The sequence below is a fragment of the Kitasatospora sp. NPDC101155 genome (genome assembly GCF_044768305.1).
Taxonomy (GTDB): domain Bacteria; phylum Actinomycetota; class Actinomycetes; order Streptomycetales; family Streptomycetaceae; genus Kitasatospora.
Map to the genome: position 1 here is coordinate 1 of NZ_JBIWPN010000098.1, position 14,712 is coordinate 14,712.

The 14,712-nt window shown below is 70.0% G+C and carries 16 protein-coding genes; 11 read left to right on the plus strand and 5 right to left on the minus strand.

The features are described from left to right. Positions 1–5 precede the first annotated feature (5 nt). Positions 6–1,121 carry a helix-turn-helix domain-containing protein gene (locus ACIRYZ_RS45330; RefSeq protein ID WP_402955231.1) on the minus strand — a complete coding sequence of 372 codons (1,116 nt, stop codon included), beginning with the start codon at positions 1,119–1,121 and terminating at the stop codon, positions 6–8. A gap of 313 nt (positions 1,122–1,434) precedes the next feature. Between ACIRYZ_RS45330 and ACIRYZ_RS45335 the strand changes: the two genes are divergently transcribed. The 3 genes from ACIRYZ_RS45335 to ACIRYZ_RS45345 all read left to right on the plus strand — a co-directional run bounded on the left by ACIRYZ_RS45335 (position 1,435) and on the right by ACIRYZ_RS45345 (position 2,949). Beyond that, on the plus strand, positions 1,435–1,791 hold the full coding sequence (locus ACIRYZ_RS45335) for a peptidoglycan-binding protein (protein ID WP_402955234.1): 357 nt from the start codon (positions 1,435–1,437) through the stop codon (positions 1,789–1,791). Positions 1,792–2,005: 214 nt separating this feature from the next. After that, on the plus strand, positions 2,006–2,416 hold the full coding sequence (locus tag ACIRYZ_RS45340; RefSeq protein ID WP_402955237.1) for a peptidoglycan-binding protein: 411 nt from the start codon (positions 2,006–2,008) through the stop codon (positions 2,414–2,416). A 143-nt stretch (positions 2,417–2,559) separates the two neighbouring features. Next, positions 2,560–2,949, plus strand: coding sequence for a peptidoglycan-binding protein (locus tag ACIRYZ_RS45345; RefSeq protein ID WP_402955240.1), 390 nt, complete (start codon positions 2,560–2,562; stop codon positions 2,947–2,949). Positions 2,950–3,064: 115 nt separating this feature from the next. On the opposite strand, the gene ACIRYZ_RS45350 is transcribed toward ACIRYZ_RS45345, so the two are convergent. After that, complete coding sequence (locus ACIRYZ_RS45350) at positions 3,065–3,298, minus strand: hypothetical protein (RefSeq protein ID WP_402955243.1); 234 nt, start codon at positions 3,296–3,298, stop codon at positions 3,065–3,067. A 67-nt stretch (positions 3,299–3,365) separates the two neighbouring features. Between ACIRYZ_RS45350 and ACIRYZ_RS45355 the strand changes: the two genes are divergently transcribed. Both ACIRYZ_RS45355 and ACIRYZ_RS45360 read left to right on the plus strand, forming a co-directional pair. Further along, positions 3,366–4,448 carry a peptidoglycan-binding protein gene (locus ACIRYZ_RS45355; protein WP_402955246.1) on the plus strand — a complete coding sequence of 361 codons (1,083 nt, stop codon included), beginning with the start codon at positions 3,366–3,368 and terminating at the stop codon, positions 4,446–4,448. Between the two features lie 188 nt (positions 4,449–4,636). Next, on the plus strand, positions 4,637–5,257 hold the full coding sequence (locus tag ACIRYZ_RS45360) for a hypothetical protein (protein WP_402955249.1): 621 nt from the start codon (positions 4,637–4,639) through the stop codon (positions 5,255–5,257). On the opposite strand, the gene ACIRYZ_RS45365 is transcribed toward ACIRYZ_RS45360, so the two are convergent. Both ACIRYZ_RS45365 and ACIRYZ_RS45370 read right to left on the minus strand, forming a co-directional pair. Then, positions 5,195–5,722, minus strand: a complete 528-nt coding sequence (locus tag ACIRYZ_RS45365; protein ID WP_402955251.1) for a helicase associated domain-containing protein — start codon at positions 5,720–5,722, stop codon at positions 5,195–5,197. The genes ACIRYZ_RS45360 and ACIRYZ_RS45365 overlap by 63 nt on opposite strands. 221 nt (positions 5,723–5,943) lie before the next feature. Next, positions 5,944–6,660, minus strand: coding sequence for a DUF6193 family natural product biosynthesis protein (locus ACIRYZ_RS45370; protein ID WP_402955254.1), 717 nt, complete (start codon positions 6,658–6,660; stop codon positions 5,944–5,946). A gap of 412 nt (positions 6,661–7,072) precedes the next feature. Between ACIRYZ_RS45370 and ACIRYZ_RS45375 the strand changes: the two genes are divergently transcribed. The 6 genes from ACIRYZ_RS45375 to ACIRYZ_RS45400 all read left to right on the plus strand — a co-directional run bounded on the left by ACIRYZ_RS45375 (position 7,073) and on the right by ACIRYZ_RS45400 (position 13,933). Further along, entirely contained in the window at positions 7,073–8,695 is a 1,623-nt protein-coding gene (locus ACIRYZ_RS45375) for a Mu transposase C-terminal domain-containing protein (protein WP_402955272.1), read from the plus strand. A gap of 72 nt (positions 8,696–8,767) precedes the next feature. After that, the gene (locus tag ACIRYZ_RS45380) at positions 8,768–9,241 is read left to right on the plus strand and encodes an ATP-binding protein (protein WP_402955256.1); all 474 of its coding nucleotides are present in this window, start codon (positions 8,768–8,770) and stop codon (positions 9,239–9,241) included. Positions 9,242–9,437: 196 nt separating this feature from the next. Continuing rightward, positions 9,438–10,373, plus strand: coding sequence for a tyrosine-type recombinase/integrase (locus ACIRYZ_RS45385; protein ID WP_402955259.1), 936 nt, complete (start codon positions 9,438–9,440; stop codon positions 10,371–10,373). 101 nt (positions 10,374–10,474) lie between these two features. Next, positions 10,475–10,801: a helix-turn-helix domain-containing protein gene (locus tag ACIRYZ_RS45390; protein ID WP_402955262.1), complete on the plus strand. Its 327-nt coding sequence runs from the start codon at positions 10,475–10,477 to the stop codon at positions 10,799–10,801. Between the two features lie 117 nt (positions 10,802–10,918). Continuing rightward, entirely contained in the window at positions 10,919–12,448 is a 1,530-nt protein-coding gene (locus ACIRYZ_RS45395) for an integrase (RefSeq protein ID WP_402955264.1), read from the plus strand. A 381-nt stretch (positions 12,449–12,829) separates the two neighbouring features. Further along, complete coding sequence (locus tag ACIRYZ_RS45400; RefSeq protein WP_402955266.1) at positions 12,830–13,933, plus strand: hypothetical protein; 1,104 nt, start codon at positions 12,830–12,832, stop codon at positions 13,931–13,933. Between the two features lie 215 nt (positions 13,934–14,148). Here ACIRYZ_RS45400 and ACIRYZ_RS45405 read toward each other — a convergent pair whose 3' ends face one another. Continuing rightward, positions 14,149–14,580, minus strand: a complete 432-nt coding sequence (locus tag ACIRYZ_RS45405) for a DUF5958 family protein (RefSeq protein ID WP_402955269.1) — start codon at positions 14,578–14,580, stop codon at positions 14,149–14,151. Between the last annotated feature and the right edge of the window lie 132 nt (positions 14,581–14,712).

Sequence of the window (14,712 nt, forward strand, 5' to 3'; positions counted from 1 at the left end):
CTACCTCACGCCACTCGAGATTCGGCGGCGGCACCGGCAAGGTCACACCCTCGCGGCGTAGACAGAGAGTGTCCAACCGCAGGGTGGAACTTCACATCGTCCGTGGTCAGGTCGGCCAGCTCGATGCCGGCGGCCTTCCTGAGCACGTTGGTCGCGACTGCGTCGGCGAACTGCTCGGTGCGGCTGGTCAGGATCAGCGGCAGGGATATCGCGTTGAGTTCGGCCATGGCGGCCCGGTGAAGCCCCGTGGCGATCTCGTCGAAGCCGTCGAGCACCGGCAGGATCCAGCCGGCGTCGACCAAAGCGGCTGCCAGGGTCGAGCAGCCGGGAGCACGTGCGGCAAGGTTCGGATAGTCGCGCAGCAACCGGCCGATGAGCCAGTCGCGCAGCCCGGTCACGGTCGGGTCCCACGATCCGACGCTGAAGACGACCGGAACGGGATCGCCGCTGGAACGCGCTGCCAGGTAGTCGAGGACGAACCGCAGCATCAGAACGGTCTTGCCGGAACCCGCTCGGCCGAGCACCACAAGCCGCCCGGACCCAATGCGCCGGTACACGTCCGTGACCTGGGCCAGCTCGCCGTCCAGCGGCAGCGGAGCCGACGTGCTCCCGGGAGCAGCACCACTGATATTGCCCCAGTGGTCCAACAGCCCCTCGGGCGCCGAACGCCACCGCACGGGCAACGGGAACGGGTCATGGATCCGGCGCTGCTCCTCCTCACGCATCCAACGGCTGTGCACATCGTGTGCCAACGACTGGGCAACGTCGGCCAGGGCACCTCGGGGCGCCAGCACGCCGAACGCGACCGGGCCGGGCACCGGCTCGTTCAACGGAGCGCGCACTTCGGAGGCATCCTCCGTGGTGGTACGCCCAGCAGCGGAGGCCGTGCCGCGGTACGCGGCCAATAGGTCCTGCAAGACGTCGTCGCGACCTTGCCCCAAGGCATCAGCCAGAGCGTAGGCGACCTGCTTCACCGTTCCCATCCGGGCGTCAGTGGGCTTACCGGTCTCCAACCGGTGCAGGGTCCGCACCCCCAGCCGGGCCATTGAGGCCAACTGTTCCTGCGTCAGCTTCGCCTCAAGCCGCAACTCACGAAGCAGGGGACCGAACTGGCTGCTCATTTCGACGTACTCGCTCCTGTCACGGATCTTCCCTTCATGGCAGATGATCACTCTACTGAGGCCGCATCACCGTGCCCGGCTGCCCGGCCATTTCTGGCCGGTCCAATGGCCTGGTGCTCTGACCAGCCAGAACACCAGCATGGTCACCCGGGTCCCCTGGTTCTCCGCTGTGCCTGGAACAGGCTCGGCTCCGCCAAGCCCCGCTCCGGCTCCTCGACGCACCGATGAATTTGGCCTCTAGGGCAGCGGCCGGGCCGGCAGCCACCACTGGTGACAGCGCGCGCCGTCACCCCACTCACAAAGGAAAACAACGATGCGATTCGTACGGAAGATCGCGACGGCCGGAGCCACCCTCGCGGCTGCCGGAACCATGCTGGTCACAGCGGTTCCCGGCGCCCACGCCTCCACGACTGCGCCTTCCCTCAGCATGGGCTCCACCGGTCGGGGTGTTCAGTGCGTCCAGGCGGCGATCAACTCCTGGGACGGTGCGGGCCTTGACCAGGACGGTATCTTCGGCCCGGCCACCGACGCGGCGGTGCGCCAGTTCCAGGCCGAGAGGGGCCTGGTGGTGGACGGCATTGTCGGCCCGAAGACCGGCGATCTGATCTGGCAGCAAGACCGTGGCAACGGCGCCGACTACTGCTACCAGTACCTGCCCACAAGCTCCTGACGGTCGGCTCTGACACGTCCGGCAAACCTTGCCGGAGAGCGTGTCCGCCGCGGTTCGCGGCGCCGACGTGCGGCGACATTTGCGGTGCAGCTCACTGGCCAAGCCTTCGTCGACACGGTGTCTTCGCTCGGAAACAAGCTGCCAGTCCCAACAGCGGCCCGGCCGACGTCCGCTGTTACTTACGACTGCGAAACCACAGTAAGGACACACAACGATGCACCCCATTCGGAAGATCACAACGATCAGTGCCAGCCTCGCGGCCGCCGGGATCCTGCTGGTGACGGCGGTGCCGAGCGCCCAGGCTGCCACCGGTCAGCCTTCCCTTCGCCAGGGCAGCAGCGGCCTGGGGGTCGCCTGCATCCAGTGGGAGGAAAACAAGTTCTTCGACGACCCGCGCACGGCTATCGCGGTGGACGGTGACTTCGGGCCCGCTACCTACAACTTGACGCACAGTTACCAGAGCGCGATGCAACTGCAGGCGGACGGCATCGTGGGCCCCAGGACCGGTGGTGCGATCGCCTCCGGCATCCAGGTGACTCTCAACACGTACCCAGGGGCTAACTACCAGTTCTGGCAGGGTTACTGGCTCAGCGACTGCTATGGCGCCTTGCCGACCAACTGGTGACTTCGCCCACAGTCCCGCCCGCCGATCACCAAATGGGTCTTCGACGTGACGCCACGCGCAGCGACGGCCCGGCACACGTACTGCGCGACCGCACCTTCACACCGATGCCGCATCAATCCTCGAACAACAAGCAGGAGAACACTATGCACCTGATCCGGAAGATCACGACAACCGGCGCCACCCTCGTGGCCGCAGGGGCCATGCTGGTCACAGCGGTTCCCAGCGCCCACGCCGCCACCGGCCTGCCCTCTCTGCAGCGGGGCAGCGGCGGCCTGGGCGTCGCCTGCGCACAGTGGGCCGAGAACGTCTATCTCCAGCCGAAGACCCCCCTCGACGTGGACGGCGACTTCGGGCCCGCCACCTACAACGCAACCGTCCAGTACCAGCACGAAAACGAGCTCGCCCAGGACGGCATCATCGGCCCCCACACCGGCGACTCGATCATGTCGCTCATCAACATCAGCGGCAACACTCAGATCTGGAACGGCCACTGGCTGAGCGAGTGCTACGGCGCCGTCCCCACCAGCAACTGAACCATGCGCGGTCGACCGGCTACGGGCGCGAATGATGCGTCCGAGCGCAGCTTTGGTCGTTATTGACGATACGTTAATTACTGAGATTTGACGAGGTGGCGTCGGGGGCGTTCGCTTACTCGTCGCCGAGGTCCGGCCGAAGCTCGAAGAGCCTGCTGCACCGCGGGTAAGAGATCGGCCACTCGGCGGCGTCCTTGAAGGTGCACGCGCCCGGGTCCGTGTCCGGCTGCCGCCGTGCCCGTTGCAACTCGGGGGAGATCGCCCAGGCATCCGCAACCGGGGGCTTACATGCCCCCGGCTTGTCGGGGTTGATCGCGATACGGATCGTCTGGATCTGCCCGTCGAGCACGCCGAGCGCCAGGGGGTGAAGCCCCCTGTCCTCCCTTGCGAATCATCATGAATCTGGAGAGCCTTCTGTGAGTACCCTCCTTCCCACCCGGCGCCGGTTGTCGCTGGCCCTGGCCCTGGCGTCGGTGCTGACGGGCGTCGGCGCGTACACCGCCTCGGCCGCATCCGCCGCGGCCGCGCCGAGCCCGATTCCCCTCACCTCCTCGGCCTGCCCGGCCAATCTGCAGCAGGGTGAGTCCGACGGCTGCGTCACCCAGCTCCAGCTGGAGCTGAACCTGACCGGTGCGCAGATCACCGTGGATGGACAGTTCGGGTCGGCCACCGACACGGCCGTGCGCAGCTTCCAGGCCGCGCACGCCCTGAGTGTCGACGGCATCGTCGGGCCGGCCACCAAGTCGGCGCTCGACGCGGCGGCGGCCGCCGCCTCCGGCACCGTGGACCTGCGCACCCAGTGCGGCGACCTCCAGACCGGCGCCAGCGGTGCGTGCGTCTCGACCCTGCAGACGATGCTCAACACCTTCAACGCGGGCCGCCTCACCGTGGACGGGCAGTTCGGCCCGGCCACCGACACGGCCGTGCGCAACTTCCAGGCCTCTCACGCCCTGACCATCGACGGCATCGCCGGCACGGCCGTCAAGAACGCCCTCTACACCAGCACCCCCACCCCGCTGCCCAGCGGCGCCGTCGACCCCACCAAGGTCCTGAACGCGGCGAAGTCCTACCTGGGCGTCAAGTACGTATGGGGCGGCGGCCACTCGCTGCGCGGCGAGGGCCCCGGCCCTTCCCTTGGCACCTGCGACCAATACACCGGGCCCCAGCCCTGCGCGGCCAACACCACCACAGGCCTGGACTGTTCGGGCCTGGTGCGCGCGGCCTTCTGGTTCGGCGCCGGCATCGACCTCGCCAACGGCGGCGACACCACCAAGCAGACCCTGGACAGCCACCTCACCCCCATCACCGAGTCCCAGCGCCGCCCCGGCGACGTCGAGTACTTCGGCACGGACGCCCACAACACCGTGCACGTCGTCCTCTACGCCGGCACCGACCCCACCACCGGCGCCGACATGATGTACGAGGCGAAGGAAACAAACACCAACGTCCACTACGTGACCCTGAAAACCGGCGGCTACTGGTACCACGTCTCGGCCTGACCGCCCGGTGCCGCGCGGGTGACCGCTGCCGTCACCCGCGCGGCACCCGACACCACTCGCCCAGAGCAGCTTTCCGCTCCAGCACGCTGCCACCGTCGGCGTCATGGAGCGGTGGTTCGGTTTCGCCGGGCGCCCGCGCCCTGCATACGTTCTTCAAATTGCGCGTCAGCGGTACTGAGGGGGACATCGTGAGACCTGAGTTCGTCACGGTCCTGGGCACCGGATCCGTGGCGCGCAGCGTCGCCGACCGCCTGGCTGACGCCGGCTTCACGCTCAGCACCCCGCCGACCGGCGGGACCCACGTGCTCGTGACGGCGTTCGCCATTGCGGAGCCGAGCCCGCACATCTTCGAGGAGAGCCGCCGCGTCATCGCCGCGATGGCGTCCGGTAGCTGGTGGCTCGACATGACCTACCACCCGCTACGGACCGACGACCTGTGGGTCCTACCGGAGGATCTCGCCCGGGTGACACGGGTGCGCGTGCCGGTCACCGACGTGCGCGGCGTGCTGGTGGCCAGCCCGCCTGTCACCCTGGACCCGCGCAGCCGACAAATCTGCGACGCCATCCTGAGGGTCGCCGACCTCGTCCTGCCCACCCAGACCCCCGAGTTCCCGATCGCCTCGCTCGACCTCGGCCTCGCCGAGCCGCCCGCACCGGCACACCACCAGCGACCGGTCGGGCATAAGCCGCCGGCTGCCGAGCAGGCTCGGGCACCCGCTCCTTGCGGCGCCGCTCCTGACCCGTTCTCACCCGCGAGGCGCGGCCGGGCGCTGCCCCGCGGTGGGGAGCTTCGTCCCCGGGGGCAGTGAGTCCGCCCGCGCGGCTGCCAGCTCCTGGTCCTCCTCGATGCCGATCGCCGCAAGCAGGTCCCGTTGATCCTGCTCCAGGCCCGGCCAGCCTGCCCGCTGCGCCCGCACCCAGCGGCCGAGTTGCTCGCCCTCGAACACCGTGTCTGCGGGCAGCTGCGCCCAGTCGACCCGCCCGTCGCAGGCCAGCCACCACTGCCGGGCCGTGGCGTAGGCGCGCTGCCAGGTGATCGGCCAGACCGGGCACCACCACGGGTCGATCTCCTCCAACGCCCGGTGCCGCTCCGGGGCCAGCGCGCCCGGCTGGCCGGCCGACACCTGCGCGGCTGCCCGCAGCTCCGACAGCCACGTCCCGATGGCGTAACCCCCTACCGAGGCCCGCGCGGGCGCCGCCAGCGACCCGCCGTGCCCCTTCGCCCAGACCCGCGCCCAGTCGAGTCCGGCTGCGAATCTGCGGTTTGTTGTCACTGGGGGAGCAGCTGGTGTCACCAGTTCCTTGCTACGGCGGTACGGGGTAGGTAGGGGAGGACCAGGTGTCATCGAGGTGCGGATGTGTGGTGACACCAAAAGACGTTGTCCGGTGACATCCTGATGCAGTTCCCCATGGAATCGGCCGGCTTGGTGCCGGGGCGGTGTTGTGCGCGCTCAGGCGCGACAGCGGCGACGGTTCGGCCCCCGGTGCGCCCTGGTCAGCGGGCCGGGCCGATGTCCATGGGCAGTGCGGCCACCACGAGGGCAACGGCTTCCTCGGGGCTCGCGGTATGTGCGACGACGTCCCCCTTGTCTCGTACGACATATCGCCCGTCAGGGTGTGGATCGATCGAATACCCGACCCGGGCATACGGGAAATGGGCGCGTGTGGAGAACCAGAGCATGAAGTGGCTGGTGACCGGTGTCAGCCGACGCAGTTCCGGCCGGGCGTAAGCCGCCTCCAGGAGCGCGAGGTTGCGGGGGCTGCGGTCCCATGGCGACAGGCGGAGGGAGTCGAGCTTGTGACACCAGGCCAGTTCGACCGGGTCGAGCGGCTCGCGCTCGTGGGCGACGGCCCAGTCCCCGAACCGGATGAACGGGGCGACGTCCCGGGTCTGTTCGAGGCCCGCACCGCCCATCCAGGCGGCCGCGGCCCTGACCACGGCGATCAGCTCCGCAGTCACTCCGGTCGCGAGCCAAGCGCCTTGCTTATGGCAGCGCACCCAGTAGCCGCGCTCATCGCGCAGGACGAGCACGACCACGCGCCGGCCGTCGTTGCTGAACTCCGCCTTACGCTCCCACTTGTCCCCTGGCATGGGGAGGGAGAGGTCGAGCTGGGCGGCTGTGCGGCACAAGGTGTCCGCGAGGCTGCCGTCGGTCTCCGGTGGGAGGCGGCGCACGGGGTCGGGGGCAAGGTTCGCCGAGGAGGAGGTCATGGCCCCAGTCTGCCGGTGAACAGCCATGCCGACTCGGGAGTCGAGTACTTGAGAGGCGACCTGCCCGATCAAGCGCCCGCTGCCTTGTCCGCGGCAGCCGGAAGGTCCATGCCGCCCGTCCCGGGTGAATGAGCAGACCTGGGTCGGCCTAGTTCAGCTCCTCCCTGCCAACCCGTAGGCACTGCCCGCTGCCGCGCCCGCACTTGTACCGCACGCTCCGCCCTGGTGTCAGCGGAATGCCGATTGCGGTGTCAGGCCTGCGCAGACTCCGGCTTCCTGGATCCAGGACACCCGCGTGCAGGGGCACGGACACCCCGTGACCGGGGGAGTGGAGGTGGCGCTCGTGCCGGAGGAGGACGGGCCCGCGAGTACGGGGCCGGTGGTGCCGGTGGCTCTCGCGCGGCAGCAGGCGGTGGACCAACTGCTGGCTCTGGAGGCACGGGGAGAGCTGACAACAAGCCATGTGCGGCTGGTTGCGGACGCGGTGGGGGTGTCGCTGCGCACGGTGTGGCGTTGGCTGGCCGCGGCTCGTGCCGAGGGAAGGACCGGCGCGAGGCAGCGGGAGCGTTTCACGGTCACTCCGCAGCTGCACGCCCGGCTGGTCCTGTGGTGCGGGAACGCGGCCGCGGTCCACCGTGAACTGCTCGCCGAGGCCTGCGCCGTGGGCGGAGCCGACGACACCAACGACGTGGGCGACCAAGACCACGAGGGTGCACCCTCTCCTGCGGCGGTACCTTCGCTGGCGACGCTGCACCGGGCGATCCGCCGGGACCTCAACCCGGGCCAGCGCGCGGCATTGGTCGGCGGGGAGCGGGCCCGGCGCCGTCACGACGTCCATCTGCGCCGGCCCCGACAGTGGCGCAACGCATGCTGGGAAGGCGACCACAAACACGTCCCCGTCGAGGTCGACCTGCACGGCGAGCTCGTGTGTCCGTGGGTGACCTGGTTCATCGACTGCGCCCACGACGTCGTCACCGGCGTCGCGATCACCCCGCACACCCCGTCCCGAGACGCGATCCTGGCGGCGCTGCGCACCGCGATCGCCCGCGACGAACCCGACGGCCCCTACGGGCCGATCGGCGGCCTGCCAGCCCTGGTGCGGATCGACCGCGGGAAGGACTTCCTCTCCCGCACCGTCAGCGCCGCTCTCGGCGCCTTCGCCGTCCCAGTGCACGACTTGCCCGCTTACACCCCGCACCTGAAAGGCACGGTGGAGAACCTCAATCTGTGCGCGGAGCGGATGTTCTTCGCCTCGCTGCCCCGCTACACCCACGCCCCCACCGCCTCCGTCCGCCGCCGCGACCAGGCAAAGGACGACACCGCGCCGCTGACCTTCACCGCGTTCGTTCAACTGCTGCTGGACTGGGTGCGCTGGTGGAACATCGAGCACACCTCACCAGCCCTGGCCGGCCGCACCCCCCTGCAGGCGTGGCTGGAGGACCCCACACCGATCGAGGACCCGAAACCCGGGCAGCTGTGGGCGTTCACGCTGGAGGACGACGGCACCGCCCGCACGCTCACCACCAGCGGCGTGTACTGGCGGGGCCGGTACTACGTCGGCGAGTGGATGCAGGGCCTGGCCGACGACGGGATCAAGGTCCGCATCCGGTATCTGCCCCACCACACCCACGAGATCGAGGTCGTCGACGCGATCACCGGAGCCCACCTGGGCGCCGCCCACCTTGCCGACGCCGCCTCCGACGAGCAACGGGCCGCCGTGCGCCGCACCAGATCGGCCGAACAGCGACGACTGAGGAAGGCCCTGACCGCCGCCGAGAAGCTCCGCACCGAACGGTTCGCGGCCGTTACCACCGCCCGAACCCCCCAGCCACTCCAGGCACTCACAGCGGCGGAAGCAGAGGACGAACTGGCGGCGGCCGACGGCCGGGACCTACGGGCGCTGGCCCTGCCCGGACTCATCCCCCACACCCCGCTCCCGGACGGCTGGGTCATGCCCCGGCCCACCAGCCAGACCCGCCGAAACCCATCCGACCAACACCCCCCACAACCCGCCGAAACCGACCCACCACGGTGACCGGGCCGGACACAGGCCCACCACCAAGACCACTTCCACACCCACAGGCCCCGGCACCCAGGCAGGAGAACCATGACCACCGCGCCCGCCGTACGCCCCGGCATGCTGCCCCCCGAGCGCGCCGACCACTACCTCAACCTCGCCGGCGCCCGCGTCGTCGCCACCGAAGCACTGCGCACCACCCAGGACAACATCGCCGCCACCCTCGACGCCCGCGCGATGATGGTCCTCTCCGGCGCCGCCGGCAACGGCAAGTCCTTCTCCGTCAACGCCGCACTGCGCCACCTCGCACCCCGCAACACCTACCGCGTCGCCTTCCGCGCCCGCCCCACCCCACGCGACATCCGCCACGAACTCTTCCGCGCCCTCGCCCTCCCCGGTGAACCACCGCTGCGGCCCATCGAGTTCGACACCGTCCTCAAAGACGCCCTCACCCGCTCCTTCCACGTCCTGGTCTGCGACGAAGCCCAATGGCTGTCCCGCGAATGGTGTGGGATGCGGGGTTGTTTCGCCGGTGGCGTTGCGTTTCCTTCGGTGGCTCGTTAACCCGTGCGGCGGTGCCGATGGTTTTCAGGTGCTGCCTGAACGCGCGTCTTGGGAAATGAGGGGCCGGGAACTGATGGCGGGGCGGCATCTGTGTCTGATCAGCGGCGGCGGCACGCAACCGGGCCCAGACCCTGCAACCAGCCCGGATCCGTGGGCGTTCCAGGACGCGTGCGCACAAGCGTTCCAGGCGACGTGGGTGGTACGCGGGTTCGCCCCCACCACGATCCGCGGCTACGCTTCGCTCCTCGCGCGGGTGCTGGCCCGTTTCGACCGGCCGGTGTGGGAGATCGGTCCCGAAGAGGTCGATGTGATGGTCCGGGACCTGGTGGCCCAGGGGCGGGCCCCGGGGACCCGCCGGCTGTACGTGCAAGCGCTGCGTTCGTTCCTGGAGTTCCTGCGCGAGCGCCATGAGACGGAGATCTATACCCGGTTCGGTGTCCGCCCGGGCAATCCGGTGGACCGCTACAACCGGGTCCGCCACACCGGCGACGACTCGCCTCGGGTGCCAGTCCCGCCCACGGTCGAGCGTGTGGCCGCGTTCTTCGCCTTCGCCCGTGACCAGGTCGCCACCGCCGAGGACTACCGCGCCGCGGCCAGGGACTACGCGGTGCTGCGCACCCTGTACCACTCGGGGGTGCGGGTCAGTGAGCTGGTCCGGCTGGACCGGTGCGACGTCCACGTCGCGCAGGGTGCTTCGGGCCGGTTGCACGTGCGGTTCGGCAAGGCCGCGAACGCCTCCGGGCCCCGGCCGCGTTTCACGCCGATGCTGGACGGTCTGGACCGGGTCCTCGCCTGGTACCTGGCGGACGTGCGCCCTCTGTTTCCCGGCACCACGACGCTCTTCTCAGACCCCGACGGCGCCCCGCTGAAGCCGGAGACCGTGCGCGACCGCCTGGCCCGGCTCCTGGACCTGGAAGCCGGGCCGGCCTCGGAGCGGTTCGCCCCGCACGCGCTGCGCCGGGCCTGCGCGACTCACAACTACGAGCGGGGGATGGACCTGGTGGCCGTGCAGCACCTCCTCGGTCACCGGCACATCGCCTCCACCATGGCCTACGTCAAACCCTCGGCCCGCTTCGTCGAGGACGCCTGGCAACGCGCCACCGCCACCGCCCTCACCGCGCTGGCCAGCTGACCGGAGCGAGGAATCCGATGACCGACACACGCACGACGTCCTCGCCCCCATCGACGGTCCCGGCCCCTGAGGCAGGGCCGGTGGTGGAGTGGAGGCTGCGGATGACGGCGGCCGAGCGAGGGGTGTGGACCGCCGCCCACCTGCGCCGCCTGCTGGCCGAACGCGCCCGCCTCGACCTGTCCCCGGCCTCGGTGTCCGTCCTGTTCACGAAGCAGCCGTCCCAGCTGAAGCTGACCACCCTCGCCGCTGTGTGCATCGCACTGGACTGCACCCCGGCCGACCTCCTCACTTTCCAACACCCCGGCACCGAGACGGGCTCCGCACTGTCGGATCCGGCACCAGCCGTGATGCCGCCGGCCGACAGGCCGGTCCTCGGCCAGGCCGCCCAGCCCACCGGCCCGTTGCGGCGCTCACTGCCACCGTTGTGAACCACGACCGGCCCCCCACACCCGTACGTTCGCTGTTCCTGCGCCCAACCCGCCTGCAGCCGCCGGTCGTCGGCAACTCGCCCGACCGAACCCGGCAGAAGAGGTAAGAAACCCCCGATGGCGACCGGTACCCCGAGTGCCGTGCAGGGCCGCTGCCCGGGCTGCAGCCTTCAGCGTCGGCTGCGCCCCGACACGTCTCGCTGCGCCTGGTGCTCACGCTCGTGTCCCGGCTGCGGGGAAACCCGGAGCGCCACCGCCGATCAGTGCGCGGCCTGTGAACGCCGTGCGGCCGGCCGCCCCGCGTGCGGTCCCTGCGCGCGCTGCGGCCGCCGCCGGATCCTGGACGCCGCCACCCAGCACTGCCGCCCCTGCCACACCCGCAACCCTGACACCACCCTGCCACCGCCGACCTGCGAGGCCTGCGGCCGACCCGGTCAGTGGATCAAGGGCCTGTGCAAGTCCTGCTACCAGCGCTCGGCCCGGACCGTGACCGCCCGCGCCCATGGCTGGGCCCGCCGCCTCACCGACGTCCCACTGTGGTGGCAGGACCTTGCCCACCACCTCGCCACCCACCGAAATCCCGTGTACGCCGGCGACGTCATCGCCCGCACCGCCCGACTTCTCCACCACGCCCCCGCCCCTACCCCGGCCGCGCTCCTCAGCCGCGCACACGACCACGACCCCCAAATCGCCCAAGCCCTCACCGACTTCTTCACCACCCACGGCCACCTCCCACCCACCCCCGAAACCGACACCGAGGACCTGCACGCCGCTGCCCGCCGCCAGCGCCGCCTCGACGCCACCCCCGACCCGCTGCGCCCTGCAGCCCAGGCCTTCGCCGACCACCTCCTGGCCCAGCGTGCCCACGCCACCAAGCACGGCCTGCGCCCCAAGCAACTACGGACCGCCGAGGTGCGCCTGACCACCGTCCGCGACCTCGCCCTGCATCTGCACGGCCAGGGCACCAGCACCTGGTCGAGCGTCAGCACCCACGACGTGGAAGCGTTCCTGGCCCGCAATCCGCGCCGCCGTGCCGCGCACCTGGCCGGCCTGCGCCAGTTCTTCGCCCACGCCCACCGCACCGGCCTGGTCCTCCACGACCCCACCGCACCGCTGGACGCCCCGCAGCACCGAGGGTTCCGCGGCCCCACCCTCACCCTCGACCACCAGCGCGCCCTCTACCAGCGCTGGACCCGCAACCCCGACACCCACCCCCACGAGGCCTTCATCGGCCTGGCCGCCCTGCTGCACGCGGCCACCACCACCGAGCTGCGCCACCTCACCGACGACGCCGTCGACCCCGACCGCCGGACCCTGCACTTCCCCGGCCGACCACACCCCACCCCGCTGGACAGCGCGACCTGGACAGCACTCCGGCACTGTCTGGACCACAGAGCCGAGACGGCGACGACGAACCCCCACATCCTGACCACCCGCCGAACCACCACCACCCACGCACCCGCGGGCCCCGCCCACATCCGCGACAGCCTCGCCCCAGTCGGCCTCCTCCCGCGGATTCTGCGTTCCACCCGGCTCCTGACCCTCGCCCACCAACTCGACATCGAGCTGCTCACCGCCTCCCTGGGCATGTCGTACTCCGGTGTCACCCCGTACCTGAACCCCGCACATCCCGCGGATACACACTGATCATCCGGACTGGGGCCCGGGCGGACCATGACCGGCATGCCGCGCCCGGCCGAAGCCGGTGACGGGGGGCACCCGCTACGCCCGTGCCCCGGTGGCGCCCGCTCCCTCCGGCTATCTGCGGCGTCTGGGAGACCAGGAAGAAACCGGCGACGCCCATCACCCGAACCGCATGCCCGGCCGCCGAGTACCAGCTATTGGCTTTGTTCATGAGAACGGGTAGCAGATGTTCACCACTTCGGGAGGCACCAGAGCGTGTTGAGGATTCGAACGGTGATGCTTCACGCCGTGGCGGTGCTCGGCTCAACAGGCATGAATAAACATGTTGGCCGGTCTACCTCGAAGCTGTGACGATGCCCTTGCTGCTTCTCTAGCGGAGGACATTTGTTCGTTTTCGTGTGTGCTGGGTGCGGCGCCGAGCTGACCAACCCGCTGTCCCAGGTCGCGCTGCCGGTCCACGCCCATCAGAAGTACGGGAACGGGATCCAGCTTCCGGTGCTCATGGAGTCGGGCACGTTCGCCGTGGAACTGGAACCCTCGGGGTCACCCTGGCGGAGGTGGGAGGAGATCGATCCGGACGAGGCGACGGCCCGCGGCATCTACGCGCCTGTCTACGGCCTCTCCGACGGCGCACCTGGCGCGATCGTCATCGCACCCGGCGACGCCTGCGGCACCCTGCTGATCCCGGAGAAGAGCGGAGGCTATTGCTGTGGCCTTGACGGAGCAGACGGCCCCAACATGGCTTGCAAGGCGTGCGGCCTGCCCGTGGCGATCCGGATCGACGACTGCTCTCTCTGGCAAGCCGTATGGCTCGCCCCGGACGCCGTGTGCCGCCTCCCCGTCGAGGGCGCCGACGCCGCACCGCGCTCCTGGGAAGAGCTGACGGAGGAATGGGCGGGCACGCCGCCGTTCGAACCGATCGCCACGTGGGGATCGCGGCGGGGGACGAGCCACTACTGGTCATGGAGCCCACAGTGGGAGGCGGCGGCCGGCCGGGCGCTCGCACACCTGCTGGCGGCCTCGCAAGGCGGACCGGTGACCGTCCCGGAAGGCCTGGTCAAGGAAGTGTTCCAACGCGCCCTCGACGCCCTGTTGCCCGCCGGCCCATCGGCGCGGCGCGCCGTCCTGACTGGACCGGGACACCCCGCACCCGGCGCGGACGCCGACATCCTGCTCGTTCCGACCCATCCGCAGACAGGGGAAGTCTGGACCCCAGCCGGCTCGGCGTACCGGGTGCCACTGCCGTTCGGGGTATGGCGGTGGATGGTCTCCCCCGAGCCGGACCTGCCCGTTCCCATGTCGGGCAGCCTGCCTGACGGCGTCCTCCGTGACGACTTCGACGCGCCCGCGCTGCACCCCGGTCGCCTGTTCCGGGCCGACCTGGGAGTGTTCCAGCACACCCTGGTCCGGCTGCCGGCCGTCCGCAGCCCGTGGCTCCGCCAAGTCCCCGAGAACCTCACGCAGCACATGCGCGCCGGTCTGTTCTAGCCGACTGGCAGAGGGCACCGATACCCACTCTCCGAGACTGCCGCAATCGAACAGGGCCGGGCAGGGGTGCCTCCCGAAGTGGTGAACATCTGCTGCCCGTTCTCATGAACAAAGCCAGGCCCGCGCTGGCCTGCAGGCTCGCCGATCCGTGGTGGGAGGTTCGTGTTCTCCATGAGAAGCTCTGCCCAGCGTGGGGGGCGATGAGCGTGCTGTTGTCACGGCTCCTGGGCTGGGGTGGGCAGGTTGTGCCATGGGTGTCCGCAGGTGCCCTTGCAGTACGTCTTCCTGCGGCGGGTGTCGGCGACGGCGAACACGCAGACGAGGACACGGAACGCCTTCACGTGCTCGTCGGCGGGCAGGTGCGAGAACCCGTAGCGGGGCGGGTCCATGCAGATCATCACCGAGGGGTTCGCCGTGGGCTTCACTCCGGATCGTGCGACCCCCTCACGGCCGTCCTGGGCCGTGGTGTGTGCCTGCATCGCGTAGCCGGCGACCTCATGCAGTACCTCCCGGCGGCCTGCCAGGGAGAGGCTGGAGAACCAGGTCGTCCCGTTGTCCAGCGTGCGAAGCTCCTGGGCGATCTCGTTGACGATCTGCGCGCTCTCGCGCCGAAGGGCGCGCTCGTCCCCGTGATTCGCCTCAGTCATCTCTTGATCATTCCACCTTGCCGGTTCACGGTGAAGGCCTGTCGGCAACGGGTGAATTGAGGGCCACGGACGGCGGATCAAAATCGGGTCACTCTGCGATCTCTTGATCATCCTGACTTCACTGGTACGGGA